The 24,648-nt window shown below is 63.8% G+C and carries 23 protein-coding genes and 1 pseudogene; 11 read left to right on the top strand and 13 right to left on the bottom strand.

Annotated elements, in window-relative coordinates; genetic code table 11:
* Nucleotides 1–90: 90 nt before the first annotated feature.
* The 5 genes from Q7514_RS28950 to Q7514_RS28930 all read left to right on the top strand — a co-directional run bounded on the left by Q7514_RS28950 (nucleotide 91) and on the right by Q7514_RS28930 (nucleotide 5,714).
* Nucleotides 91–261 (top strand): hypothetical protein, encoded by a 171-nt coding sequence (locus tag Q7514_RS28950; RefSeq protein WP_330136712.1) that lies wholly within the window; start codon nucleotides 91–93, stop codon nucleotides 259–261.
* Nucleotides 262–461: 200 nt separating this feature from the next.
* A complete protein-coding gene (locus tag Q7514_RS28945) occupies nucleotides 462–1,760 on the top strand; it encodes a DUF7373 family lipoprotein (RefSeq protein WP_330136711.1) in 1,299 nt (432 codons plus the stop codon).
* A 14-nt stretch (nucleotides 1,761–1,774) separates the two neighbouring features.
* Nucleotides 1,775–1,996 (top strand): hypothetical protein, encoded by a 222-nt coding sequence (locus Q7514_RS28940; protein ID WP_330136710.1) that lies wholly within the window; start codon nucleotides 1,775–1,777, stop codon nucleotides 1,994–1,996.
* Nucleotides 1,997–2,591: 595 nt separating this feature from the next.
* Complete coding sequence (locus Q7514_RS28935) at nucleotides 2,592–4,376, top strand: Hsp70 family protein (RefSeq protein ID WP_330136709.1); 1,785 nt, start codon at nucleotides 2,592–2,594, stop codon at nucleotides 4,374–4,376.
* A 288-nt stretch (nucleotides 4,377–4,664) separates the two neighbouring features.
* Nucleotides 4,665–5,714, top strand: a complete 1,050-nt coding sequence (locus Q7514_RS28930; protein ID WP_330136708.1) for an IS110 family RNA-guided transposase — start codon at nucleotides 4,665–4,667, stop codon at nucleotides 5,712–5,714.
* Between the two features lie 255 nt (nucleotides 5,715–5,969).
* Here the strand turns inward: Q7514_RS28930 and Q7514_RS28925 are convergent.
* Nucleotides 5,970–7,390, bottom strand: a protein-coding gene (locus Q7514_RS28925) for an IS3 family transposase (RefSeq protein WP_152641004.1) whose coding sequence is annotated in 2 segments (ribosomal slippage) — nucleotides 5,970–7,027 and nucleotides 7,027–7,390 — 1,422 coding nt in all. Because the reading frame shifts where the segments join, the coding sequence is not laid out codon by codon here.
* A 152-nt stretch (nucleotides 7,391–7,542) separates the two neighbouring features.
* Here Q7514_RS28925 and Q7514_RS28920 point away from each other — a divergent pair.
* Together Q7514_RS28920 and Q7514_RS28915 are read left to right on the top strand one after the other, a co-directional pair.
* Nucleotides 7,543–7,770, top strand: a complete 228-nt coding sequence (locus Q7514_RS28920) for a hypothetical protein (protein WP_330136707.1) — start codon at nucleotides 7,543–7,545, stop codon at nucleotides 7,768–7,770.
* A gap of 175 nt (nucleotides 7,771–7,945) precedes the next feature.
* A complete protein-coding gene (locus Q7514_RS28915; protein WP_330136706.1) occupies nucleotides 7,946–8,494 on the top strand; it encodes a hypothetical protein in 549 nt (182 codons plus the stop codon).
* Between the two features lie 339 nt (nucleotides 8,495–8,833).
* On the opposite strand, the gene Q7514_RS28910 is transcribed toward Q7514_RS28915, so the two are convergent.
* The gene (locus Q7514_RS28910) at nucleotides 8,834–9,784 is read right to left on the bottom strand and encodes a phosphatidylserine/phosphatidylglycerophosphate/cardiolipin synthase family protein (protein ID WP_330136705.1); all 951 of its coding nucleotides are present in this window, start codon (nucleotides 9,782–9,784) and stop codon (nucleotides 8,834–8,836) included.
* Nucleotides 9,785–10,271: 487 nt separating this feature from the next.
* Between Q7514_RS28910 and Q7514_RS28905 the strand changes: the two genes are divergently transcribed.
* From Q7514_RS28905 to Q7514_RS28895, 3 genes are all read left to right on the top strand, one after another.
* On the top strand, nucleotides 10,272–10,463 hold the full coding sequence (locus Q7514_RS28905; protein ID WP_330136704.1) for a hypothetical protein: 192 nt from the start codon (nucleotides 10,272–10,274) through the stop codon (nucleotides 10,461–10,463).
* A gap of 113 nt (nucleotides 10,464–10,576) precedes the next feature.
* A complete protein-coding gene (locus Q7514_RS28900) occupies nucleotides 10,577–10,861 on the top strand; it encodes a hypothetical protein (protein WP_330136703.1) in 285 nt (94 codons plus the stop codon).
* Nucleotides 10,848–11,045, top strand: a complete 198-nt coding sequence (locus tag Q7514_RS28895) for a hypothetical protein (RefSeq protein WP_330136702.1) — start codon at nucleotides 10,848–10,850, stop codon at nucleotides 11,043–11,045. The genes Q7514_RS28900 and Q7514_RS28895 overlap by 14 nt, the downstream gene beginning before the upstream one ends.
* A 282-nt stretch (nucleotides 11,046–11,327) precedes the next feature.
* Here the strand turns inward: Q7514_RS28895 and Q7514_RS28890 are convergent, their stop codons facing one another.
* The 11 genes from Q7514_RS28890 to Q7514_RS28840 form a co-directional block, all read right to left on the bottom strand.
* Nucleotides 11,328–14,402: a type I restriction endonuclease subunit R gene (locus Q7514_RS28890; protein ID WP_330136701.1), complete on the bottom strand. Its 3,075-nt coding sequence runs from the start codon at nucleotides 14,400–14,402 to the stop codon at nucleotides 11,328–11,330.
* Between the two features lie 3 nt (nucleotides 14,403–14,405).
* On the bottom strand, nucleotides 14,406–15,206 hold the full coding sequence (locus tag Q7514_RS28885; protein ID WP_330136700.1) for a restriction endonuclease subunit S: 801 nt from the start codon (nucleotides 15,204–15,206) through the stop codon (nucleotides 14,406–14,408).
* 161 nt (nucleotides 15,207–15,367) lie between these two features.
* Nucleotides 15,368–16,081, bottom strand: coding sequence for an IS6 family transposase (locus Q7514_RS28880; RefSeq protein ID WP_330136699.1), 714 nt, complete (start codon nucleotides 16,079–16,081; stop codon nucleotides 15,368–15,370).
* A 332-nt stretch (nucleotides 16,082–16,413) separates the two neighbouring features.
* The gene (locus tag Q7514_RS28875) at nucleotides 16,414–16,857 is read right to left on the bottom strand and encodes an SRPBCC family protein (RefSeq protein ID WP_330136698.1); all 444 of its coding nucleotides are present in this window, start codon (nucleotides 16,855–16,857) and stop codon (nucleotides 16,414–16,416) included.
* Nucleotides 16,858–16,900: 43 nt separating this feature from the next.
* A complete protein-coding gene (locus tag Q7514_RS28870) occupies nucleotides 16,901–17,674 on the bottom strand; it encodes an aldo/keto reductase (protein WP_330136697.1) in 774 nt (257 codons plus the stop codon).
* Between the two features lie 175 nt (nucleotides 17,675–17,849).
* Nucleotides 17,850–18,917: a 2Fe-2S iron-sulfur cluster-binding protein gene (locus Q7514_RS28865; RefSeq protein WP_330136696.1), complete on the bottom strand. Its 1,068-nt coding sequence runs from the start codon at nucleotides 18,915–18,917 to the stop codon at nucleotides 17,850–17,852.
* 208 nt (nucleotides 18,918–19,125) lie between these two features.
* The gene (locus Q7514_RS28860; protein WP_330136695.1) at nucleotides 19,126–19,446 is read right to left on the bottom strand and encodes an MmoB/DmpM family protein; all 321 of its coding nucleotides are present in this window, start codon (nucleotides 19,444–19,446) and stop codon (nucleotides 19,126–19,128) included.
* Nucleotides 19,447–19,448: 2 nt separating this feature from the next.
* The gene (locus Q7514_RS28855) at nucleotides 19,449–20,525 is read right to left on the bottom strand and encodes a ferritin family protein (RefSeq protein ID WP_330136694.1); all 1,077 of its coding nucleotides are present in this window, start codon (nucleotides 20,523–20,525) and stop codon (nucleotides 19,449–19,451) included.
* Between the two features lie 41 nt (nucleotides 20,526–20,566).
* Nucleotides 20,567–22,135, bottom strand: coding sequence for a ferritin family protein (locus tag Q7514_RS28850; protein WP_330136693.1), 1,569 nt, complete (start codon nucleotides 22,133–22,135; stop codon nucleotides 20,567–20,569).
* A gap of 72 nt (nucleotides 22,136–22,207) precedes the next feature.
* Entirely contained in the window at nucleotides 22,208–22,972 is a 765-nt protein-coding gene (locus tag Q7514_RS28845) for a hypothetical protein (RefSeq protein ID WP_330136692.1), read from the bottom strand.
* A gap of 19 nt (nucleotides 22,973–22,991) precedes the next feature.
* A complete protein-coding gene (locus Q7514_RS28840; RefSeq protein WP_330136691.1) occupies nucleotides 22,992–23,549 on the bottom strand; it encodes a hypothetical protein in 558 nt (185 codons plus the stop codon).
* Nucleotides 23,550–23,886: 337 nt separating this feature from the next.
* Between Q7514_RS28840 and Q7514_RS28835 the strand changes: the two are divergent.
* Nucleotides 23,887–24,582: pseudogene (locus Q7514_RS28835) on the top strand (NAD(P)(+) transhydrogenase (Re/Si-specific) subunit alpha); the annotation flags it as partial.
* Between the last annotated feature and the right edge of the window lie 66 nt (nucleotides 24,583–24,648).

Below are 24,648 nucleotides of genomic sequence, written 5' to 3'. Positions count from 1 at the left end.
CCCCCGGAGTGGGTCGATTCGGGTGGCGCAGTGGGTAAGCGATCGCGTGACAGGTGGAACCGATCGGCAGGCAGCTGCGTCCAACCAGATATGACCGAAGACGAACGTGACCGCATCGCCGAACTGCACTTCGACAATGACCCCGCGGTGATCGCCGAGCTCCGCCGAGATCCCGAGGTCGCGGAGTATCTGGACCGACTCGATCTCGTGGTTCGAGTGCTGAACACGATGCCAGCCGCGAGTTTCCGCGGCGAAAGGTAGTGATGCCGAGAACAATCTCAGCGGAGGACGGGGCGGTGTGGAACGAATCGATCCGCACCGCGTAGATACGGGGAACAGCGCGTTGCTCGTACACCCCCCTACTAGCTCCTCGGTGGCGGGCCGGTACGGTCTGGACCGTTCACGAGCAGGGGGGATCGCGAACTACCGATCTGTGCCCCCTGCCGAAAAAAGGGGGGACCATGAATAGACACTGCCGCCACCACACCCGCACCGCCGTCGCGGTACTCGCCGCAACCGCAGCCGTGATGACCGGGTGCGCGCCGAACACCACACCCGAAGCGACAGCGGCGGACACGGCCACAGAGACCACCCGGGACCCGGTGCTGATCGCGGCCGCACCCGGCGAACTCGACCCCGGCCCATACACCACCGTCCCCCACGATGCGCTGCCGAAGACCGCCGAGGACGACATCCTGGGGCAGTTCGTCGAAAGCCAGAGAATGGCCGAGTTCCTGGTACTACCCGCCGAGATCGACCCCGAGTTGACCGGATCGCAGTCAGCAGCCACCCGCACTATCTTCGATTCGTCCGCGCTCGAATTCTTGATCGACGACGGCAACAACGCCGTCCGTGCGATCGGCGACGACCACGGCTTCTACGCCGGCTACTCCACCGCCCGCTACGATCCTGCGGACCACGCGAGTATCACCCATGCGGTACTCGAATTTCCGGATAGCGCTACCGCCGCAGCCGCAGCAGCAGAGCTGCACCAGGTGCAGTTCCTCCCGGATATGTCCGGCTTCAGCGAGATGACACCGCCGCCGATCCCGGTGGCATATCCGCAGGAAAACATGCCGGACAGTCTCATCAGCGCGGAGTTCATCAGCAGCAAGTACAGCAATGAGGTCTGGATCGAATCGTTCACCCCGCACGGGCGCTACGTCATCTACACCCGGGCGAACGGGCCTTCCGACCGAGAGGACTGGGCTCGCCGGTCGATCGCGCGCGCCCTCGAAGTGCAGCGCCCGATGATCGACGAGTTCCCGTTCACCGAGCCCGCCGATCTCCCCGAACTGGAAGTCGACGTCGACGGGGTGATGCGCCTGGCCGTGCCGCCGCCGTCGGACGATGAGAACATGCCTGTCCCTGCCGTCTACGGCCCGCGCGGAGCTGCGCACCAGGAAGATCAGCTCAACACCCTCGACCTGTTCGCCGATACCGGCACCACGAACCTGGGCATCCACGGGACCTTCGTGTACTCCACTATGGGTGAGGATCAGGCCGCGACACTGTTCGACCGTCTCATCGGGAACATCCGCGCCCAGACCGAGGGGATCACGTACGTGCCGGCGTCCGGCCCGCCCGGGGTGCCGGATGCCCGGTGCTTCGATGTGGTCACGACGTCCGGCAGTTTCGGTACCTGTCTCGTGCTGTACGACACGTATGTGGGGGAAGGTCGAACCAGCACGTTGGAAGCCTCACACGAGCTCGCGACGGCGCAGTACATGATTTTCGAGGCGAACGCGTCTCAAGGATGATCGGACACCCCACCATGGCCGGACCTCACGAAGTCGACTTCCAGCACATCGGCACCGGCGGCTGGTTCGGTGAGTGCGTGCAGCCGTCGCGGGCTGCGGCCGAGGCATTCGTGGTGAACAAACTCGTCGAACTCGGCGAAGACAGACAGGAATCACAGCAGGTCGCGGCGGTAGCGGGATACACCGCTGCCGACGCGATTCGCTATGCGGTCAGAATCCATCCTGTCGCGCCCTGAGTCCTCGGCGCAGGTGGGTTTCGCGTGCCCTGCCCGCCTTTCGAAAAGGATCCCGAGTGTCCTGCAATCTCCACTGGCGGAGTCGAAATCACAACCTGGGGGAAGAGCGAAGACGCACACTGCAACGTGGGTAAAGCCGCAGTCGTCGGGACGGGGATCCTGCTGCTGTCAGCGCTCGGGGCATGTCCAGCCTCCGCAGCCACCTGGACAGGGACGAATCGGCGGCGAGGGCACCGGCGAAACAGGTGTCCTCGTCGCTGTGTTCGTCGATCGTGAAGACAGGGAGCATCGGGGCAACTGGCACCCTCGTGTATCGGCAGAGGGTGGTGGCCGCGTACTGTGGCGGCTGGCCACCTCAGAGATCCCCCCGATCGACGGGTGGCCCCGCTGCCCCGGCGCCGCCCCCGGCTCCGGGGCATTTCAGTTGCTATGAAGATCGCCCGCGGTCGTGCGGTGTCCAACACCTCTTCGTATGGGCGGTGAGCACCATACCGACCCACCCACCGAGCATCTGCCGGGAGGTGCGACCCACCCGATAGACGCGGTGCGGCATGATGACCTGGCACGTGGGGGATCAACTGGTGGGGGAATTGTGGTGGCTGGCTGGGCACTGTCGATCGACTTCGGCACCTCGAATACGGCGACCGCGCACACCAGCGCGATCTCCGGTCGCATCGAGACACTGCCGCTCACCCATCAGAGCAACCTGCTGCCCTCCGGCGTGTATGCCGAAAGTCCGGAGCGGATCCTGACCGGCTCGGCCGCACTCGCCGCCGCCGACCGTGACCCCACCCGATACGTGCCGTCCCCGAAACGCCTGGTCGGACACGTGCCCGCCGCCCTGCTCGGCGGCGACGAGTACGCCCTCGGCACACTGATCGCCCCGGTGCTGGCCGCGGCGTACGAACGCGCCCTGGCCGCACACAACGGCGACGCACCCGCCCTGGTGGTGCTCACGCACCCGGAAGCGTGGTCACCGCAGCAGATCGCGACGCTCACCGCCGCGGCCACTCGGGCCGGCGCCGACCCGGCCGCAGTGGTCACGGTGCCTGAACCTCGGGCGGCGGCGCATCATTACAGCCGCGCTACCCCCGCAGAACCGGGTACGACGATCGCGGTGTTCGACTTCGGCGGCGGCACCCTCGACGTTGCGGTCCTCACCGCGACCGGTGCGGGCCGCTTCGAGGTTTCCGCGGCCAGGGGTGACAACACATTGGGCGGCAAGGATTTCGATGCGCGGCTTCGCAGGTGGATCGAGGAGCAGCTCGGCGCGGACGAACCCACGGTCGCCGGCGCATTGCGCACGGCACCGCTGCATCTGCAGCGCAGTATCGACGAGCAGATCCGGGCCGCGAAAGAGCTGCTGTCCGAGTCGCCGTCGGCGACGGTCACCCTCGACACCGGCACCAGCCGCCACACGGTGTCGATCACCCGCGGCGAGTTCGATGAGCTGATCGGCCCCGATCTCGACCGGGCGGTGGCACTGGCCCGGGCCACCCTCGCCGACGCCGGGATCACCGGTCCCGATGATCTGGCCGCCCTGTATCTCACGGGCGGGTCCGCCCGGATCCCGCTGGTGCACACCCGGCTCGGGGAGCTCGGGCCGGTCGCCACACTCGACGACCCGAAGACGGTCGTCGCGCAGGGTGCGTTGCTGGCGGTGGAGGACGTCCCCGTGCCGGGTGGTCTCGACACGGTGCCGCTGACCCGCCGCCCGGTCGTCTCACCGCTGGCCGGCGCGTCACCGGCGGCGACGTCGGACCGGGCAACACGCCGCTGGTCGCGGGTCGCGGCTGCCGCCGTCGCGGTCACACTCATCGCAGTCGCCGCCGTCGCGATAGTGGCCGTACGTGCCCTGAACGGGGACAGTATGGCCTCGGCCGACGCGTCTCCGCCGACGCAGGGCGCTACCGCACCGTTGTCGCTGGAGCCAGGTGGTGGTCGCGACAGCGCCGATCCACGCAACGTGACCGACCACCTGCCCGAACCCGTGTCACGTCACGTGGTGAACTGCAGGGCCGTTGGATTCTCCTTCGACGGTGGTGACCTCGAGGTGGACTGTGATCTCCCGGCAGGCTCGTCGCTGGTGGCGGGTCGTGTGACGGAGAATCGGCTGTACGACACGTTGTCGATGAAGATCACCGCGGTCGACAAGAACACAGCGTTGCAGAATGTTCTGTCGATCCGCAGCTACACCGACCCGGTCGACGTACGCGAAAACGACACCCGCACTGCCGCGTTGGACGTATCGAGCTTGCACACGGGATCGACCATGGTGGTCGTGGCCAATACCGACCTCGGTCTGCTCGTCAACATCCACGGGGTGCGGGACTCAGAATCGGCGGAGGCATTCGTTCGGGAATCCGGTCTCTTCGGCTGACTGTGAGGATTGGATTTACCACCAACCGCGTGAATGTCGGCTCTTTCGGCAGTTGTCGGTGGTGGGCTGTAGCCGATGGACTGCGGGTGTGACTCTTCGGCTGACTGGCTTGGTGCCTTTCTCTGGACTTGTCCGCTCGTGGTCTGTCGGCCCCGGCCCGGTGGAGCGACTGGCCTGATCAGGAGCTTGACCGGTGGTGTTCACAGCACCGCCGTGTCCCGTCACAGTCCTGCCGAGACTCCCCTCCGGACCGGATCCTTCGTCCCACCGGAGCCAGTGGAGGAACGCATGACCATTCTGACTGATGTCGTCGACGTCGTCATCGGTGTCGACACGCACGTCGACACCCATACCGCTGCGGCGGTCGCCGCCCGAACCGGGGCCGTCCTCGGACAGATCACCGTCGCGACCACCGTCGACGGATACCAGGAGCTGGTCGACTTCGCCGACGAGTACGGCGCACTGCGGGTGTGGGCGATCGAGGGCACCGGCGGGCACGGTGCCGGTCTGACCCGACAGCTCCAACACCGCGAGGAACTCGTCGTCGAACTCGACCGACCCGAGCGGGCCCAGCGTCGCCACGGCGCCAAGTCCGATCCCCTCGACGCGGTTCGTGCTGCACGAGAAGCATTGTCCCGCAAGGATGTCGGAACACCTCGATCGGGTGGTGACCGCCAAGCACTGTCGGTTCTTCTGGCTGCGCGCCGGTCCGCGGTGGAGGCCTCGATGGTCGCCGGGCGGCAGTTGTTCAGCCTCGTCATCGCCGCCCCCGAGGTGCTGCGCGACACGCTTCGCGGACACAAGCTACCCGAGATGATCCGTCGGGCCGCCACCGTGCGCCTACGCAAGGACTGGGACACCGAAACCACCACCACGGCGACCGTGTTGAAGACACTCGCCCGTCGTGCCCGCACTCTGCAGGCCGAGGCGGACGACTTCGAAAAGCAGATCCTGGTCATCGTGCGGCGGTGGCGGCCGGACCTGCTCGCCCAGCTCGGCGTCGGGCCGATCGTGGCCGCCACCGTACTGTGCGCATGGTCGCACCCCGGCCGGATCCGGTCCGAAGCGGCGTTCGCGATGCTCGCCGGCGTCGCGCCGATTCCGGCGAACAGTGGTCAGGTCACCACCCGTTATCGGCTGAACCGGCACGGCGACCGGCAGCTCAACCGGGCCCTGCACACCGTCGTGCTGTCCCGGCAACGATACGACGACGCGACCAAGGCATACACCGCCCGACGAACCGCCGAAGGAAAGACATCCCGCGAGATCAAACGTTGCCTCAAGCGCTACATCGCCCGCGACTTCTACCGGCTACTCGAACACCATCAGACCACTTGACATCCATAGGAGCGTCCGGTACCTGACGCAGTACGGACTTCACATCGACGAGGTGCACCACGGTGCAGCAGGGTGGAGGAGATGGCACCCTCGCGCACGGAACGGCCACCCGCATCAGGTGCCGAAACTCCGTGGAGGCGGCAGCGGGTCATGCGGGCCTCCGGGCTGCTCGGCGCAAGCACAGGGACCCGGCGCACAGCGGACCGCTCCACTCGCCGGCTCGGAATGTGTCAAGGGGTTTGAGTCCAGTGGGTGTCAGGCGGCTATCGTGGCGTCCTCCACGGTGGCCTCGGGATCATCGCCTGGCCGGTTGATGTAGACGGTGTCGGGCAGGTCGAGGATCTTCGGCGCTGCCGTGGTGCCGAAGCGATGCGGATGCCGGGCACGAGCAGTATCGAGTACCTCTCGGCGTTCGGCCGCCTTGCCGGCGGCCAGACCGAAGTGGACATCGGCGGGTGTGTGCAACCCGATTCCGGTGTGGCGATGTTCGTGGTTGTACCATTCGGTGAACTCGATCATGAACCCCCTTGCCTGACTGAGGGATCCGAAACGTTCAGGAAACCCGGGCCCGTACTTGAGGGTCTTGAACACCGATTCGGAGTACGGATTGTCGTTCGACACCCGCGGCCGCGAATGCGAACGGGTGACCTCGAGATCAGCCAGCAACGTGGCGACGGACTTGCTGGTCATCGACGTGCCACGGTCGGCGTGCACGACCTGCGGAATGCCGTGTACGTCGAAGATCTGCTCCATCAACTCCCGCGCCAGCAGACCCGATTCGTGCGCGTGAACATGGACTCCGACGATGTACCGCGAGTAGATGTCGATCATCACGTACGCATCGAAGTAGCGGCCCTTCTCCGGCCCGGCGAGTTTGGTGATGTCCCACGAGTACACCTGCCGCGGCGCGGTGGCGACCAGCTCCGGGCAGGTCCTCGCCGGATGCCGCGCAAGTCGGCGACGCTCGCTGACCTGCGCGTTCTCACGCAGCACGCGATACATCGTGGACACCGAACACAGGTAGATACCCTCGTCGAGCAGTTGCGCATAGATCTCGAGCGGTGCCCGATCGACAAACCGATCGCTGTTGAGCACCTCGAGGATGCGACGGCGTTCGAGGGCGGTGAGCTTGTTCGCCGGCGGGGTCGGCGGCGCCGACACCACCGGCGGTGTCGGTGCGGTCGCTGCGGTGCGCCGCCGGACTGCGGTCGAACGCACCACACCGGTCAACGCACTCGCGGTTCTCGTCGACACCCCGGCCGCGGTCAAGTCGCACCACACGGCGGTCAGCGCTTGTTCGGCTTGCCGTCGACATCCGCTCTCTCGGAGAGAGATTCCAAGAGAGCGTGAGCTTTTCCCATGATGTCCAGGGCGGCCTCGGTGGTGGTCAGTCTCTTGTTCGCGCGGGCGAGCTCTTGCTTGAGGCGGGCGATCTCGGCCTGCTCGGCGGTGAGTTTGCCGATTTTTGTGCCGGGTTGTTTGCCGTCGAGCACACCGGCGTCACGTTGTTTGCGCCACTCGCTGATCAGCGACGAGTAGAGGCCTTCACGGCGTAGGTACGCGCCGCCTTCATTCGTCGCGCAGGCCTGCTCGTACGCGACCAGGTGGGCGAGCTTGTCGGCGGGGCTGAACACGCGTCGGCGGGGTCCGTCGGCTCGGGGGTGAGTGGAGGCCATGCGGTCATTGTCCTCGACCGCCGTAGGGGTGGGCATCGTCATCGTTGGGTTGATCCGTATCTCGCCCTGCAGGCGGAGTTGCTGTGAACCGCTGGCCTCAACTCAGCCTGACACGCAGGGGCTTGTCGGCATGCTGTGTCATTGTGTGCGGCATGACGCAGTGGAGAGTGCTTCCGGAACGAGGCATCGGGACAGGGACCTGCGCGATGATTGCACTGCTCTGGACGGCACTGACCATCTGGTTCGTCGCCTCGGGGCCGCTGCTCGGGGCGGTCGCGGCCTGCGTACTTTCCGTGATCTGGGTGGCGTTGACCGCGCGGGAGCACACAGGGCGGAATCCTGATCCTGTGAGCCCCACGGAAGCGTCTCCGCGCGCGTGACCGACCGCCCCCACCGTCACGGTCCTCGTCGGCCCCGGCGCGAGGTAGTTCATCGCCGGCCGCTTCACTGACGTAAAGGGACGTGTCATATGCACAGGTAGAACCCGATGCCGGAATCCAATGTACGAGAGCGTGCGGACATTTATGGCCGCAAGATTATGGGGAGGGAGATCGGATGTGGCCTTTCACAAGGCGCGCTGAGCAGAGTGGGCAAGCGGGCAACCCGCAGCAGGAGCCAGCTCGCTGGCCTCGACTAGCGACCGAGGAAACGTATGGCCAGGTCCTCGAAGCGAGTGCGAACCTGAACCTGGTCGTGTCGACCTTCAGTTTGGGAATTATGCGGCCGCCTGACGATTCTTACGCGGTTCCAGGCCTGTCGCTGCTGCTCCCTCCGGGTGCGACCATCGACTTCGCGGACCCGGAGTACGGGTTCCCCGGTTGGGAAGACCCTCCCGAGGAGCGCGTGCTCGAGTTGTGGGCGGACGATCTGCTGACGGTCTCTCATGGCACGGCATGGCGGTTTCTGATCGACAGTGCAGAACCGTTCGATCGCGAGTGGGTCGAGGCGATGTTCCCGAGCAACCCTTCAGAACGGGACTTCATCCCGGCGCGCGCGCTCGTCCTCGCGCATTTTGATGGTCTTCGGGAAGGCGAGTTCGCTATGGCTGAACTCGATTCGGTACCAATGACATTGACCTATCTGAAAGATCGACGCGTCCTCTGAAGGTCGGGGCAGGATGCGAATTGGTCGACGGTGATCGGCCGGTGCCCCACACCTCTGGGCGGAGAGCTTTGCGTTGTGTGACCTGGGGTGATGGCAGGTCCCTCTCTATCTCGCTGCCGCCTGGCTAATCAGCTGACCGCAGCCTAGCGGCGGGATCTTCGCGGTGGAAGTTCCGGCAGGGACGTGTTATCACTGCTGGTCAAATCGGATCTCTGTCAATTCGGTTTGCGTTCCGCTGGCGCGGTCCGTCTCGATCAGCACCATCCCTATAACCCCTATGGGGGCTATGGGTGTGTCGCTCCGATGTGTCCTCTGCCCGGAGATGATGGCCGCCGCCGGTCACAGCTTCCACAGCTTCAGCAGGGCCGTGCGCAGGCCCGGGGAGATGACGCGGTGGTCGTGGTGCAGGCGCGGGTGGGGGTGACCGTGTTCGGCGAGGGTGCGTGCGGCGTCCGCCACGGGTAGGGGGTCGAGGTCTGTGCGGGAGCGTAGCCGGTAGGCCACGGCATTGCGAGTATGGGGAATGTGGACCGGCCCGGTGTCGACGACCGCCGGCGGGTGGAGCCAGGTGTCGTCGTCGCTGATGCGGATCACGACGTCGCCAAGTTCGAGGCGACTGCGGCGGTCGGTGCCAGGAGTGTCGTCGCGCAGCCACTGGGTGCGGTACCGCGGGCTCGGGCCACTGGTGTCCGGTGCGGGCGTGGTCCAGGTGTTTTCATCCTCGGCGGTCGGCGTGTAGTCGCCGAGATGCCGCAGGAACATCCGGCGCACCGGAGTGGGGAGGAAATCGTGGCCTGTGCGGGTGCTGCTGCCGATCCCGGCCAGCGGCACGACACGGCCGATCCGCCAGATCTCGGTGGCGCTGTCGAGAAACACCTCGTCGACCTCGGTGGTGTCGTCGAGACCGTCGAGGAAGACGCGGGCCGCGGCGCGGGCGTCGGGATCGTCGGTGGCCAGGGCGGTTTCGTCGGCCACCGTGGAGCTGTGCGAGGCGCTGGCGGGGCCGACGATCACCTTCTCGGGGGTGACGATCAGTCCGGTGTGCAGGTTCGGGGCCGACAGCACCCGCACCCCGGCCTCGAGGAATCGGGCGAGGGCGGTGGGGGAGGTGGCGTGCGCACGTACGGCGGGCCGGGCGGCGTTGACGATCAACTGGTCTCCGGCGCGCAGCGGAAGCAACTCGGGTGCGGTGTGGTCGAGGTAGGCGATGGCGACGCGGCGGGGGCCGGGGCCACGCAGGGCTGCGGTGATGTGCGGCCAGGGATGGGGTGCGTACAGGGTAGTGCCCACGATGGGTCACCTTAACGGCAACACGGTCTCCGGAAACCCCGTATGAGAGCAACGCTGACCGCGCGTGCGATCCCTCCGCCGGCGGAGATGTCCCCGGCCGGGACATGTCATAACTCCAGCTCAAATGGCTGCGTACGCCGCCGTGGCCGAGGACTCGTCGGACTCGGATGAGCACGGTGCCGGCACCCCCGACTGGCAATCGCGAAATGAGTGCATCGATCAGGAAGCACGGCACGTCCCTCTCATCTGGTGGGGTCGCCGACCTATGTCCCGCCGATCGCCACCGCGTCACGGTTCACCCACCCACCAACCCGTGCGGGCAGGGCTCCGCGTGAGCCGATGCGAACTGCACGACCCGATCGACACACTGACCGCGCTCTGCGGCGTCCGCTGATGCGGTCAGGATCTATCCGGCCTCACCGTGAGCCACGGAGTCGACAGAGACGTCCCCCGGCCACCGCCCGTGGGATGTGCTCTGCTGGAGGCCGTGACATCCCCACGAAGAACCGAAGCCGAAGCGCGCGCGGCCGTGTCTGCGATGGAGCCGATCATGGCGATCGAGGGCCGGCAGATGAGTGCTCGGGACAAGGACCTGCTCGTCGACCTGATCCGAGGTGTGATCACCACCGAGGACGTCGCGGCCGTCATCGCGCGTGAGGAAGGCTACGAGATCGACTGAACCACCCCTGGCGGGAATGTCGGTGGTCTCGTCTATGGTCTCGGGCGCGGACAACGCGAGCAGGCACCGACACGTCGGGCCTGGCCGGATACGACCGGGGGAGGGCGAGATAGATGCTGGACGACGAGGAACGCGGTTATCGGGCCGGACGCAGGGCAGGGGCACGGTTCGCGAGGAACCCGCAGCGTGAACCTCAGGACCCGAAGATCCCGTCGGCCGTGGCGGATTCGCAGGTCTACCTGCGGTACTGGCGTGAGGGATGGGTCGAGGGCATGACCGATCCGAATGGAACAGGTGTGCTGAAGAACCCGTGGCCGCGTACCGGCACACCGGGCGCCGGTGCCTCGCGCGGGGGCTCGTCTCCGACCGGGGACACCGTCCTCGGTGGCGAGCAGTAGCGAGATGCGGCGCAGTGTGATCGAAGACCGGTTGATCACGGTGGTGGCCGCGGCGATGCCTCTGCCGGACATGGCTCTCGAAGCCGTGGTGGCCGGGATTCCGTTGTTCGAGGGGAGCGGCAGGTCGACGGGTGAGCCGGCCGTCGACCTCGTCTGGATCGAGCAGGACCCGGGCCTGCTGTAGCTGCTGTGCCCGATCCGGAGATCGGGCACAGTGCAGGCGGGCACGGCCGGTGGCCCACGCTGGACCGTCGGGGTCATCGCCGTCTGTGGTGGCCCCGACGGGAGTGTTCAATTGATGACGCCCTGGATCGTGCTGTTGCGGCGGTCCCGACGTCGATGCCTGCTCTCGTCGCTCTCTGCGCCTCTCGGGGTGGGAGTCGTGTGGTCTCCGCGACGTCGAATCGAAGCCCCTCCGCGGGTGCCGGTGTCTGTTCCAGGCCCGAGCCCGGTACGGCGTCGCAGATCAGTCGACGAGGTAGTGGGCTTCGATGTACGCGACGGTCGAGTCATACGGCTCACCGACCGGTTTGATCCTGTACCGGCGGAACACCGCGGCCGTCGCGCGGCGAGCGCCTCGGTTGCGTGCGTCGGCGTTGTCCCACGATTGAGCAAGGGTGCGGGTGACCACTTGGTCGATCTCCTCCGCGAGGTTCTTTTCGGTCACGGTCAGCCCGGACGGCGCGTGGTCTTCGATGATCCGCGACAGGACACCGATGTGGTCGTTGTCGACCACCACGACCGTCTCGTCGGGGTGTTTTTCGGCGTTGACGATGGCGCGGGCGACCCGCAGTGCTTCGGCCAGGAACTCGAGGGCGTCCTGGGAGTTCTGGATGATCCGGTCCCGCAGTAGTTTGATGCGTTCGGCGAGGGCGGTGTACTTCGCCGAGCCCGGTTCGATGCCTTTGTCGAGGGCAGCTTTGATGTGGTCGAGGATCTCCGCCGCCGACGGCGGTGCCTGATCCTCGCCGTCGTTCTTTGCCTTGGGCCGGACGAGCGCGAGGAGTTCCTTCAAGACGGCGATGCCTTGCGCGTCCAGCACCAGCGGCTCTTCTTGCCCGGCGACCACCGCAAAGGAATGGACATGGGCGTTGATGATCTCGAGCACCATCGGCCCCAGCTCCCCGAGGCGTTCCTTGCGGTCCTCGTCGGAGGACTTCTTGAACAAGGTCGTGTACACGGACCCGAACAACCCGAACCCACTCTGGTACTTCGTGATCCGCTTATCGGTGTTGATCAGCGGATACAACCGCGCCAACAGCCGGTAGTCCTTGGAGAACACCTCGGCCGCACCAGGATGGGTGTCGAGGAAACTGTTGATCGCGCGCACAGATTCGTACCCGTGCACACTCAGATCCAGATCCTCGATGTCGGCGAGGAGATCTTCGATGCGGGCGAAGGTGGTACGGAACTCGGCGACCAGCTCGGTCAGGTCGGTGACGAACCCACCACCTTTGCTGGTCTCTTCTGCGGTGGGATCGGTGACGGCTCGCTGGACTTCCTCGGCCAGGCCGATGTAGTCCACCACCACCCCGGAGGTTTTGACGAACCCGGTGGGGGAGACCCAGGTGCGGTTGGGGCGGGTGATGGTCTGGAACAGGTTGTGGGCCTTGAGCGGCTTGTCCAGATACAGCACGCCCTCGTTGGGGGCATCGAACCCGGTCAGCAGCTTCGCGGTCACCACCAGGAAACACAGCGGATCATTCGGGGTCAGGAACCGCCGCTTCTGCTCTTCTTCCTCGGTCTCCGACAACGCGAACACCCGCAGAGTAGGGTCTTCGTCCTTGGACTCAGAGACCGAGATGTTCACCTCGGCAGTGATCTTCTCGTGCACGCCGACCTCCGCGAGCACCTGCGTGGCCTCGAAGCCGGCCAGCAGCTCGTTGAGCTTGTCCGTGTACGCCACGGCCATCTCACGGTTGTACGCGACGACCTGCGCCTTGAGACCGTTGCGGTAGGCACCGGCCAGATAGTGATCCACGATGTCCTGACACACCGCCTCGATCCGCTCCGGGTTCGCGAACACCGACGTCAAACGCCCGAACTTGCGCGAGAGGGTCTCCCGGTCGGGGTCATCGAGGTCGAAGTCGTCGGCGAACTGATCGAACTCGGCCTGCAACGCCTGATCGTCGAGCTCGAACGCGACCGGATGCGGATCCAGCATCACCGGCACGGTCGCCCCGTCCCGCAACGACCGGGACACCGAGTACCGGTGCAGTACTCGACCCGGATCGCTCTCCTCACCGAATAACGCGAAGGTGTCGGTGGCCAAGTTCTTGACGGGGGTGCCGGTCATGCCGAAGAACTTCGCGTGCGGCAACGCTGCGCGCATCTGCCCGGCCAACGACTTCGACCGGGCGGACTGGGTACGGTGCGCCTCGTCGACCAACACGATGATGCTGCCTCGGGTCGACAGGCTCTTCCCGGCGTCGGCGAACTTGTGCACCGTCGTCGAAATCACCCCGCGCACATCATCAGCCAACAACGAGCGCAACTCCGCGCTGGTGGCCGGCTGGTGAAAATAGGCATCGCCCATCGCGGACGTGAACACCCCCGAGGTCTGCCGCACCAGCTGGGTCCGGTCCGAGAGCAGAATGATCGTCGGCGACTCGGTCCGGGTGTCGGCCAGCAGCAGCGACGCGGCGAACACCATCAACAGCGTCTTCCCACTGCCCTGGTGATGCCAGATCAAGCCTTTCGATCCGCCCGCGACGACCCGCTCATGGATCAGGCGCGCGGCCTCCATCTGCGGGTAACGGGGCAGATACTTCTTATCGACCCCACCGCCGGAGGTGTCGAAGAGCGCGAAGTCGGCGAGCATGTCCAACACGGTGGCCGGATTGAGCAGCAGTTCGACGGAGCGTTGCACGTCGGCCTGCCCGGCCAGGTCTTCGTCGTCGGCGGTGGACCGGAACGGCTGCCACAGATTCGTGGGCGCGCCAGCGGCCCCGAACCGCAGCTTGAGCCCATCGGAGGCGACCGCGAAGACGTTGGAGGTGAAGAACCACGGATATTCGGCGGCGTACACGTCGTTGATCTCGCGGGCGGCATCGGCCCATCCGGATTTCGCGGTCGGGGACTTCACCTCGACGACGACCACGGGTAGCCCGTTGATCCAGTAGACGAGGTCGAACCGGCGTGAAGTTTTGCCGGGGACGGTGATGGCCACCTCGTCGGACACGACCAGCGTATTGGCGCTGGGATTCTCGAAGTCGATGAGCTTGAGGGGGTGCCACACACCGTCGGCACCTCGGAATTCCTGATGCCCGCGCAGAAGGTGCAGTACCTGTTCGTTGGCGCGTACCAGCCCGCCTTCGACGGCGTTGACGGTGGCGACGATTTCCTCGACGACGGCGTCCACGTCGAACCCGGCGATCACCTCCGGGTTGAGCCGGACGAGGGCGTCCCGCAGCTGGGTAGCGAGCACCGTCTGGGTTGTCTCCCGCGGCAGTTTCCGCCCTGCGATAAAGCTCCAGTCCATCGGGATGGACCATTGGATCATCAGGTTCTGGAACTCGCGCTCGCGAATGCCTTTGGCCACGGCTCAGACCTCCAATTCGGCGGACTCGATGTCGATGGTTCGGTCCAGCAGACCTGACAGCAGCCCCGCTCTAACGTGACGGAGACTGGCGATCTCTGCGCGCAGTGCGGTGACGAGTGCGTCCACCGCTTCAACGCTCTCAATGAGTCCCGCCTGTTCTTCCATCGAAGGCACGGGAATCTCGCGGGCGATGTAGTCCTTTACCGACAGGTTTGTGATGCCGGTGGTGCGGCGGGAGTAGTTGCGGGTCAGTCCAGATGCCCAGTCGTGTCGGAGCCGCCAGAACACGTACCTGGGGAGAGCCTTCTCCGGGTTTACTCTCATCAACCGCTGGAAGTCTGTGGGCACGCACGGCTCAAGTTCGGGGCCTGCGATAGCGACTCGCCCGACGGGCTGTTGTGGCGAACCGCCGGAACGTTCGAGGATGATGTCTTGTTCTCGCACCGTCCGTGTGTCCGCCTGCTTGATCGTGAACGACCGGACCGGCGAGCCGTCTGTAACGAACTCTGAAGTGCCCGGCGCGTAGATGCGAGGTCCAAGCGCAAGCCGATCCACTTCGTTCTTCCCGGCGGGCTGTCCCCAGACTCCTCCGACTACGTGGGAGCACAGGTCCACGATCCGGTGACGTGTCCCCTCGGCCGACGTGAAGTGTTCCGAGAGCACAATATTGAGGAGTCTCTCAGCAGTCCTCATCTCGGCCACGAGAGTGGTGATTTTGTCGTCGACCGCGCCGATTACCTCGACGATTCGCTCCTGCACTGCGAACGGCGGGATGAAGATCGGAGCCTCTTTGAAGACTGGCATGGTCGTACGACGGCGTCGAGCGATGGAGCCGATCGCACGACTGTCGAAGTACGGATTGAGCACCCCGCTCTCGAGAAGGCATTGTCACGTTAACTGAGAGAGTCTGCAGGGCATCGGATTCGGGTGCGGCATTGTCCGAGTCGGATGTTGCTGTGAGTGGTTCAGGCGGCGACCGCGGTGTCGGTGATCTCACGCCAGATGGTGAACCGGGCGACCATCACCTGCCGGTACTCACCCGCCGACAATCGGTGTCGGTGTGGCCGGAAGTGTGGTGAGATCGACGAGAACGCCGACAGAAATCGCTGCGCGTGCCTCATCGATTTGAAGCGCTTCATCGCCCGCTCGCGCTGCCGGGTCGGCTGATGCGAGTTCTCGGCTCGATTGTTCAGGTACTTGGATCGTCGATGCTCGACGGAGCCGAGCAGGTCGCGATGCGCGACGGTGTAACTGGACAGCTTGTCGGTGACCAGCACCCGCGGCACGTATCGCACGCCCTTGAGCAGCTTACGAAAGAATCGCTTGGCAGCCTTGGCATTGCGGCGGGACTGCACCAGCACGTCGAGCACGTTGCCGTGCTGGTCGACCGCCCGCCACAAGTAGCGTTGTTCGCCATCGATCCGCACAAAGACCTCGTCGAGGTGCCACTTATCGCCCGGTCGTGCCCGGCGGTACCGCAGCTGGCTCGCCCAGTCCTGCCCGAACTTCGCGCACCAGCGCCGGATCGTCTCGTAAGACACCACGACACCGCGTTCGAGCATCATCTCCTCCACATCGCGGAAGCTGAGGCTGAAGCGGAAGTACAACCACACGCAGCGCTGGATGATGTCGACCGGGAAGCGGTGACGCTTGTACGACGGCGCTGCGGTGTTCACCAAACCGATCCTGCCAGCCGGACCCCACTACCGTTAACGTGACAATGCCGTGCTCGACCACCACTACGCGGCCTCGGCAGCCGCACACGGCGTCACCCCGGTGGCGGGCGGAGTAGTCGTTGCCACCGGTGGTGGTGATTTTCTTGACTTCGAACGCGGCCGGGGATCGGGGCGGTTCCGGCCGGTGCCCTCTACCGCGGCACCTTCCATCGGCGATGTCAGCAGGCTGCCCGCCCGCTCGCCCCGCTCGAGAACATTCGCGTTCTGTCCGGGCTGCACGGTTGCTCGACTGCGCCGTACGAGATGCGGTTGGGAACCGGGTTCGGTCACACCGTCTACGAGCCGGCCGCCTGGCCTGTTCGGTGACGGGCGTCGATGGTGTGGGCGAGGGCTACCAGTCCGTCGGTGTAGATGCCGTTGAAGAGGGTGACGACTTCGTCGTCGGAGACGTCGACGGGGGTGAATTCGCCGGACCATTCCACTCGGGAGGTGCCGTCGGTGTTCGGGTGGACGGCGAGGGTCGATCGGTAGCCGGTGACGGGGAACGGTGCCTCGATGATCGAGTAGCTGTAGGACCGTTGGGCGTTGTCGAAGGCCTCGAGGCGTTCGATGACGGTGCCGCCGTCCTCGGTGGTCAGGGTGCGGACGCGGGCGCCCTCGCTGAGGTTGCTGAACGGGATGAACGGCAGCCAGTCCGGTAGGGAGTCGAATCCGCCGATCAGGTCCCAGACCTGATCGGCGGGTGCTGGCAGGTCGATGCATGCGGATGTGCGGGCCATGATGAATCCTTCGTATCGCTCGGTGGGATGTTGGTCGTGGGGGTCAGGACGCCGGGGTCGGTGCGTCAGTGGCGATGAGACCCTGTTCGCGAAGATCGGACCAAAACTCCTGCGGCACAGGATCGGTGGTGGCGGCGATGTCTTCGGCGATGCGGCTGGGTTTAGTTGCGCCGGGAATGACGGCGGCCACGGCGGGGTGCGCGAGGGAGAACTGCAGGGCCGCGGACTTGATGCTTGTGCCGTACTGGTCGGCGAGTTTCTTGATGCGGGTGACCTTTTCGACGATCTCCGTGGGGGCCTCCTGGTACTCGAAGTGGGTGCCGCCGGCGAGGATCCCGGAACTGTAGGGGCCGCCGACGACGATGTCGGCGCCCTGCGCCGCGGCAGCGGGCAGCAGGCGCTGCAGGGCCCGGTCGTGATCGAGGAGGGTGTAGCGGCCGGCGAGCAGGAACCCGTCCGGCTGTGGCTCGTCGAGGTCGAGGGTGATCTCGAGCGGCTCGACCCGATTGACACCCAGACCCCAGGCCTTGATGACGCCCTCCTCACGGAGGCGGGTCAATACCCGGAAGGCCCCGGTGCGGGCGCTGTCGTACATCTGTAACCACTCGTCGCCGTAGAAGTCCTGGGCGACGTCGTGGACCCACACGATGTCGAGGCGATCGGTCTTCAACCGCTCGAGGCTGTTCTCGATCGAGCGCATCGTCGCATCGGCCGTGTAGTCGTTGATCATCTTGTTGGGGCGGCCGTGCTCGAACAGGTTGCCCTTCTCGCCGAGCTGACGAGCGGACGGGTCCTCGACCTCGTCCGAGATTGCCACCGTGGAACCACAGGCCTTGCTGCTGGGTCGGTTTCCACATATTGCGCTGCTCGCCCTCCCACGGTCCGGGGTCCTTGGTGGTGTCGGAGCCGAGGCCCCAGCACTTTCCGACCTTGTCAGCGGCGGTTTCGTCGAGTAGGGCCCGGACTTGGGGATCGTTTGTCATGGTGAACCTTCACTTCACATCGTGTAAGTTGATAGCTGCGGGAAAAAACCTGTCGGCGAAGATTCTCGACTCGGGTACGCCTTTTGCCTCCAGCAGGCCCGTGACGGTGTCGCACATTCCGGGTGCACCACAGATGTAGGCATCGAGATGCGATCCGCTGGCAATGTCGCGCGCCATGTTTTCGACAACTCTTCCGGATCGGTAAAGATCCGAATCCGACGGAGTCTCTTCCTGCGAAATGCAGAAATAGCATTCGAACCAGTCGCGATCTCTGCTCAGCGCCGTCAACTCGTCCACATAGCCAAGTTCAATCATCGATCGTGCGCCGTAGTAGAGGGTGATCTTCGGCCGAGCATCCCCCTCGCCGAGATCGCGAAGTATCGATAGCAACGGAGCGATGCCCGAACCGGTAGCAGCCATGACAACTTCACGACCGTCACCCTTGTAGGACATCGTCCCGAACGGCCCTTGCAATTCAACCTTGTCGCCGGGGGTCAAGTTCTTCAACAATGTGCCGAAGAAGCCCCTTTCGACAACCTTGATGCAAAATTCTAGTTTGCTCCCGGCGGCAGGGGACGACGCAATGGAGTAGCATCTGCGGACTTGTTCCCCACTCGCGTGATCGTCGAGTATGAATTCGCAAAACTGTCCGGATCGGAAACTCAGTGGCTCGTCTAGTTCTACGACGAGCCGAGTCATGTGCCCACCAGCCACTGCCTCGATCTCGTTCACGACCGCACAACGCCGCTCCGGTTTTATCAGCTCCGGAAGGGGCTGTGTGATATCGCTTTCGATCTCGATCACAACATCACTCGTCGGGTATGCACAGCACAGCAGGATAGCGTCATTCTCACGATCGTCATGTGAGATGGCATCCGCAGACGCTTTCGAGTTGTCGACGTCGCCCTCGATCAGCCAATGCTTGCAGGTCGAGCAGTTGCCGTGACGACACCCGTATTTCAGGTTCACGCCGGCATAGAGGGCGGCGGTCAGGATGTCCTGATCTGGTTCCACCGTAATCTCTACATCGTCGGGAAGGAATCTTGTGCGGTACAAAGTGTTACTCCTATAGTTCACGGAATCATCGGGGCGCCGATGATTCCGAAAGCGCCGGGCAGGCGAATCGCGGATATTCTGGCCTGCGCAGTTGCGACTACCGCTAAGCGTTCCTGCGCGATGGCCGCCTCAGGGACGAATCCGCGTGGGTCGTATCCTCCGCTAGACTGTGCCAGCCAAACGTGTGGTGCGAACGATTCGGATTCGCGGTTCGCCTGCCGTCCTTGAGTCAGACTGTGTTCGGCAATTCGGCGCTTGCAGTCACGACAAACTCATTGTCGTCGACTTCCGTACGACCAAAATACGCTGACATGCTTACCATGAACCCGCCAAGTGACAGCTCGCGTCCGAGAAATTCCGACACCTCGCCGAAGGGCACACGTATTTCGGACTCCGATTCCAGGAGGTAGTACGTGCCGCGATCCTGAATGGTGACGTGGGGAACATCGGACGCCATGTATTCAATGGTGGCGGTCGTCTCCTCGCTCTTCGCCAGTGCGAGACCGACGGATTTGTGCGGAGTAGCTTCGCTAGAAAAGTTGTTTCTCATTGCTACTGCTCCAACCGCTCGAGATTCAATCCGTACTGCGACAGCAGCGCAGAGGTCTTCTCGTATGCACGACATACGATGTCGTCTGCTGCCTCGTCGTCTGGTGACCGGATTAGGTCGTATACCACTGAGAAACCTGCCAGTGCATCCATCACCATCGGTTCCCAGTGGTCGATTAATTCCTGGATGACACCGCGGTTCTGTTCGGCCGGGACCGGCAAGCCTGAGCGCGACTTCTCACCGGTGAGCATTGACAGAAGTTCGAGCGTCGAATCCAGAGCGCGTGCCCTGTCTTGCTCCGACATGGTCTCGATGACGGCCGTCGCGACGTCACCGTGCCGTGCCGCCTGACTCTGGAACAAGGCCCGGCTGATGAAGTTTGTCAGCAGGGGGTCGATGAGTAGGTGAGTAACAAGGACGACTTCACACCAATCGTCGACGGTGCACAGTTTCTCGATCAGCTTCCGAGCGCCCTGGCACTTCTCATCGTTGAGCCAGGTCTTCTTTCCGATCCCCTCGCTGTATCCGGTGAGATGGTCTGACAGTTCCAGGCTGAACAGTGCGATGTCCTGCTGGTGTGCCAGCCGATCGGCGCAACTGAACGTCGCCGTCATCGTCAGGGTATCGGACAGCGCTTCTCGCCCGACAAAGGCGTAGGCCTTGAAGAGTCCCCATTCGAAGCAGGCGAACGCCTCGTAGTACTGCGCGATGAGACCCAGCCAGGCTTCTGAGATGTTGTCGAGGGATCCGTTTTGCTTGACGGTCTCGACTGCCGCCTCTATTGCCCTCTCGTGCTGGGCCTTGTTCTTCGTGTACGGACGCTGCCATGCACTACTTGGGTCGCGAAATTCGAACCAGTCGGGATGCACCAGTCTGGTGCTCGACGAGTCATAGGTTCCCTCGCCATTCGGGCGGAGATAGTACCAGCCGCCGGTCTCGTACTGGTTCATATCTGGCTGAACCGCACAGATTACGGCCTCATACTCGCTGATCCGTCGTCGTCGCGGTTTCAGGTAGGTGAGATCTCTCGGCGAGGCAAATCCCGGCGCCTCCGGGATCTCCTGTTCAATAGCGATCATTCTTGGATGCCTTTACTCGAAGCTTACGGGTGGGAATCGCTCTATACCGATACCGGATCGAGCCCGGGGACGAAGATGGGCCGCAGGTCCTCGGCCGGCACGTCCGGAAGCGGATCGTGGATGACGAATCCGTTCCGTCGGATGTCATCGATCGTCCATAGCCACCGTTCGTCGGTCAGAAGGTGGGGCTGACCTATGAGGGTTTTGCCGTCCGAACGCAGCAGGCCATTACGCTCGATGTACTCGGCTAGCGAGAGTCCGTCGTTGATCTCGAACCACGTCTCACCCTGGTACCGATGCGGTTCGTCGATGAAGATACGTTCACACGGACCCGAGCAGATTGCGTGACGCCGCCCGGTCTGGTCCACGAAGTACCGGGGCTCAGTGATATCGATCCGGGGGAACACGCACGGCATCTGGCATACTCGGCAGATGTTGGGCATCTGTTCGAACTGGTCGAGCGGCAGGTACGCGTTCTTCGGATCACCCATCTCGCGGAAGTCGCGCCAGAACTGGCCGAAGTGCTCTTCCCAGTTGGGATCGCTGTTCGCCAAGAACTCGACGTCGGCGTCATCCATGAAGTCGCTGCGCCACGGGTGGACCGGCCACAATGCCGCCGAGAGCATTCCTGCGGTGTGCCCGGCGCCGCTTTCCACGTCATGTTTGACGTTTGTAGCGCAGCTCGGGACCTCAAGTCCGAATGGAGCAAGCTTTTCGACGTAGTTCCCGACGAAGTCCTCCCACACCCACTGCTGCCAGTAGTGCTGGTAGGGCTTCAGACGCACCTTGCCGTAGTAGTCGTAGAAGATTCCGAGGAAGTTGTCGAAGAACTGGTGCATTCGCCAGAAAGCCTTGTCGAAGTCGTCCTGTGCCATCTCGATGTTGTCCGGGTTCGACAGTGCCGCCGACAGCGTCGTGTAGCCGTTGGCGATGTGGCGTGATTCGTCGGACTGGATGGATAGGAAGATCGATGGGGTCGTCTGGTCGCCGTTCGCGGCGGCTAGTTCGGTCGCCGCAACGAAAAGGGAGTTGGTGTATGCGGATTCGCCCACAAGTAGATGAATGGCGTTGGTGATCGGGTCGCCGTTGGTGAATGTCTCGAAGGTCGCGCGTCCTGCACGCCCGAATGGATTCTGTGATCGGATCCTGAATCCGTGGTTGAAGCCAGCCGGGTCAGGCGCGTTCTTCGCGAAGTAGCGCTGGAGATATGCCTGCTGATTCGTATGGCGCACTTCGTCGATCATTTGCGCAAAGTAGCCCTGGCGCAGTTCAGGATTTTCGAAGGTATCCACCAGCATTGAGCACAGCTTTACGCCGGAGTATTCGGCATAGGGCGCGATGGACATCAGCGGCTTCATGACCTCCATGAACCGCGGTTGGGCTTGTGCGCTGTTGTTCAGGCGCGACAGCAACCCCTCGAACGATCCGTAGGCCCGATCGTCCTTCTCCTCCTCCATCTTCACGTAATCGCTGATGAGCGTACGGAACGGGTCCTTCGTCTTGGGTGGGATCTTGTATTTTGTTCCGTACTTGGCGTCCTTCGGGAAATAGTTCGGCTCCCAATCGAACGATTTGATCTTTTCATGCCGGTCGGTCAGGTTCAGTGCCATTCCGGTCGTTCCTTTCGTTGGGGCTATGTCGTGGGCTGTAATGTAAAGGGGAATTAGTTGACTCGATGGAGGTCAGCGACGAGGCCGCGGAATCTGTGCCTCTCCAAGCGTGCTAAATCGTGCAGTAATTGTTGCGTCGAGTGGATATGTGACAGGCGGGGTCAATGGGCCGATCAGGGCCACCCAACCGCCGTCGAGCGACTGATTTCGTCTGGCGAAGATGTTTGCAGCGCTCACCAGGATCTCGGCCGGATGACTACCCAGCGATCCACCGACGCCGCGGGACAATGTTTCCCCGTTCCCCTCGATCTTGACCGCTTCCGTCATCAGGTCAATGCCGTTGGGTGGGAGACCCTGGACGCCAAGCTGCACGTTGGTGATCGAAAGGTTTGCCGCGATTTCGTCGTCAACACCGGTGCTCGGTTCGAGCTCACGCACGACAACCGCGCCGTGCACGGTCCGTATCGCAGACATCGCCTGTGTGGGGGTGGTCTCGTGCCCGACCAAGGTGTGTTCGAGGACCACTGCAAGGTAGCCCTGCACCGTGGTGCCGATCAGCTGTGCCGTACTCGGAGGCACCGTGGCCCCGGGTATGATCATCGAGCTCATTACCCAGCCAGTTGCGACTTCCTCCCCTCCCACACCGGCTCTCGCTTCTGCCACTACACCCACGATGTGATCGCCGGCCTCGATCAGGTTGCAGATCGCTTCGTCCTGCACTCCGTAGGCGTGCGCTGAAACGCTCGAGTAGGGATGACTACGACCGCCATTTTCCCGGCTCGCCATCGCGGAAGCATCGAGTAGACTCACGTTCAATCCGTTCGCATCTTTCGGCATAATATTGCTCGAATTTCTCTCAGGGACCGGCGAAGAAGGCTGAGACGGCGCCGAACCAGGAGAAGGACGCTTCGACGTAATCTCCGGGAACCGCATTTGCTGCGCCTGTAAACGGGCCGATCACGTTATACGGCGTTAGTTCTTCGCGCAGCAAAACCTCTCTCATAGTGATCAGAGTTTCCGTGGCGTTGCAATGGATCTCGGCCGAGGGTCCGCAGTCTACGACGGCGCCGTTCAAGCGAAGGACGCAACCAATAAGTTCCGCATCGACGGCGCGACTCGGCGCTAACGGCTCTCCCACGATTAGGTTTACTGATACACCGCCGACCTCCTGACAGCGCAATGCGGGTGAGATGGAAACTATTTCGCTGTCCGTAAAGGTCAACCGCTTCCATACGTCGGATGGACTGAAAGGGAGGCGGGCTTCCACCAATAGCGCTGGTGCCACTTCGAACACCGAGAGCTCACTGACAGCTTGGCAAATTCCTGTCGAAGTGATCTTCGACTGTTCACGATGAACCCCACCATTCCATCCCACCGATACACGGCGGTCCTGTGGTTTTAGTGCGGCGCCCATTTGTCTACTCCGAATCCAACAGCTCTATGCGCTCTGTGATGCAGACAAGTTTATGACCCAGCCCACACACGTCCGAGACATTTTGCGCACTGTTTTGGACAGATAACGAAGGTGGAGACTGCGGACGCAGTGAGTTAGTATCTGCTTGGCGCACAGCAGGACTCGGCGACCTTCCCGCGAATCCTCTCAACACAGACCGCCGTGCGCCTATAAAGTCGCCAGTGCGCACGGAGCGCAAACGGGTGTCGACGTCGCGGAGTTCGGCTGGTATTGGCCACCAACGCTTTTCAGTAACCGAAGGGGAATTGCCTTGACGAGTGCATCGTACGGTGCGCAGATCGCTCGCTCCGCTGCCGGGCGCGTAGGTGTTGTGTGTGAGTCGCAAGAAAATGAGCGCCGCGTCGCTCTGGTACCAAAGATCGTGGCGTTGCTGACTTAGCAAGGCGTCGACGTGGTGGTCGAGTCGGGTGCCGGGTTGGGCGCGCTGATCCCGGACGAGTTGTACACCGAGGTGGGGGCGAAGATCGCCGATCCGTGGTCGGCGGACGTGGTCGTGAAGGTCGCGCCGCCGTCGGACGAGGAAGTGGGCCGGTTGCATGCCGGGCAGACTCTGATCGGGTTCCTTGCCCCCCGCAACCAGGACAATCAGGTCGGTGCGCTGAAGGCGGCCGGGGTGCAGGCGTTCGCGGTGGAGGCGATCCCGCGGATCTCCCGCGCCCAGGTGATGGACGCGCTGTCGTCGCAGGCGAACGTGTCCGGATACAAGTCGGTGCTGCTCGCGGCGTCGGAGTCGACCCGGTTCTTCCCGATGCTCACCACCGCCGCCGGCACCGTCAAGCCGGCGACGGTGCTGGTGCTCGGTGTCGGTGTCGCCGGCCTGCAGGCGTTGGCGACGGCGAAGCGTCTCGGTGGCCGGGCCACCGGTTACGACGTGCGCCCGGAGGTCGCCGACCAGGTCCGCTCGGTCGGTGCGCAGTGGCTCGATCTGGGGATCGACGCCGCCGGTGAGGGCGGCTACGCCCGCGACCTGACTTGCACAGGTCGATGGGCATTTCCGGCTTCGGCTGGCGTTTGTGCTGGTAGTGGATTCGCGGGTCGG

Origin of the sequence: Rhodococcus artemisiae, assembly GCF_036327795.1 — a bacterium.
GTDB classification, from domain to species: Bacteria; Actinomycetota; Actinomycetes; order Mycobacteriales; family Mycobacteriaceae; genus Rhodococcus; species Rhodococcus artemisiae.
Note: the sequence above shows the minus strand (reverse complement) of the source record. Positions and strands in the feature narration are given on the sequence as shown.